The organism is Mesorhizobium sp. M7A.F.Ca.US.006.04.2.1 (genome assembly GCF_004022915.1).
Lineage (GTDB): Bacteria > Pseudomonadota > Alphaproteobacteria > Rhizobiales > Rhizobiaceae > Mesorhizobium > Mesorhizobium ciceri.
The window spans coordinates 1-1,468 of the sequence record NZ_RZQA01001173.1 but is presented as its reverse complement, the minus strand read 5'-3'; the positions used below and the strand labels follow the sequence as shown (position 1 = coordinate 1,468).

The following is a 1,468-nucleotide window of genomic DNA, read 5'->3' as shown; positions in this document are numbered from 1 at the left end:
CCCCACGAGATGAGCAGGGCGAGGATGAAATAGATGATCAGGATGGTGGTGAACGGCACCAGGGTGTTGCCGGTCTGGGCGCGCACCACCTGCGCCTGGAAGGTCAGGTCGGTGAGCGAGATCAGCGACACCACGGCGGTCGCCTTGAGCAATTCGATGGCATTGTTGCCAAAGGTCGGCAGCATCACCAGCAGCGCCTGTGGCAGGATGATGTGGCGCATGCCTTGCCAGCGGCCGAGATTGAGCGCTGTGCAGGCCTCATACTGTTCGCGGCCGATCGACTGGATGGCACCGCGCACCACTTCGGCGGCGTAGGCGCCGACATTGAGGCCGAGCGCCAGCACGCCGGCCTGCAACGGGGTCAGCGAAATGCCGATGAAGGGCAGCACGAAATAGGCCCAGAACAACTGCACGAAGATCGAGGTGCCGCGGAAGAACTCGATGTAGGCGGTGGCCAACCAACGCAGCGCAAAGAAGCGCGACACGCGCCCCATGCCGGCGAGGAAGGCCATGATCAGCGCCAGCACCGACCCCATCAGCGTCAGCTCGATGGTGACAAGCGCTCCCTGCAATATCAGGCCGAAATAGCCGGACCACTGGGTCATTCGGTTTCCAACGTTGGGTTTAGCATCTTCTCCCCGTTTACGGGGAGAAGATGCCGGCAGGCAGATGAGGGGCGGCGCGAACTTGCGAAGGTTTGGCGCCGCCCCTCATCCGTCACTTCGTGACACCTTCTCCGCGTTGAACGGGGAGAAGGAAGAATCACTTCGCCGCGCAGAGCTTGTCGCGGCTGGTCGACATCGCGGCTGCCGCCGAGAAGCCGTAGGGCTCGATGATCTTGGCGAACTCGCCTGATTTCTTCATCTTGGCCAGTTCCACATCGAAGGCGTCGCGCAGTGCCTCGTCGCCCTTCTTGAAAGCGGCGCCGTCGCAATAGACCGGTGCGCCCTGCACCGGAGCGATGACTTCGAGGTTCGGATCGTTGGCCTTCTTGACCAGATCATTGATCGACAGGACGGGCAGCGAATAAGCGTCGATGCGGCCATCCTGGAGCATCTTCACGCCGCTCTGGCCATCCGGCACGACGATGACGCGATCGCGTGGCACGCCGGCATTGAGCGCGAGCTTCTCCTCGGTGCCGCCGCCCGGCGCGCCGATGGTCGCAGTCGTATCCTTGGCGACATCCTCATAGCTCTTGAAGCCCTTTGGATTGCCTTTCTTCACCAGCATCGCCTCGGCGTCGCACAGCACGGGTTCCGAATAGGCGACCGCAGCACAGCGCTCCGGCTTCATGAACAGGCCGGCGGTGACGACATCGAAGCGACCGGCCTGCAGGCCGGGGATCATGGCGCCATATTCGGAGATCGAAGCGGCAACGTCGGCGACGCCGAGCCGCTTGAATATCTCGCGGGCCACATCAGGCGCGGCACCCGAAACCTTGCCGTCGGCGGCGACCGCCGTATAGGGC

At 63.2% G+C, this 1,468-nt stretch carries 2 protein-coding genes; both read right to left on the bottom strand.

The window, feature by feature from the left end; genetic code table 11:
* The coding region (ehuC, locus tag EN925_RS35510; protein ID WP_128337349.1) for an ectoine/hydroxyectoine ABC transporter permease subunit EhuC at window positions 1-605 on the bottom strand (605 nt) is incomplete at its 3' end.
* 157 nt (window positions 606-762) lie between these two features.
* Window positions 763-1,468: ectoine/hydroxyectoine ABC transporter substrate-binding protein EhuB (gene ehuB, locus EN925_RS35505; RefSeq protein WP_128337348.1), on the bottom strand; the 706-nt coding region annotated here is incomplete at its 5' end.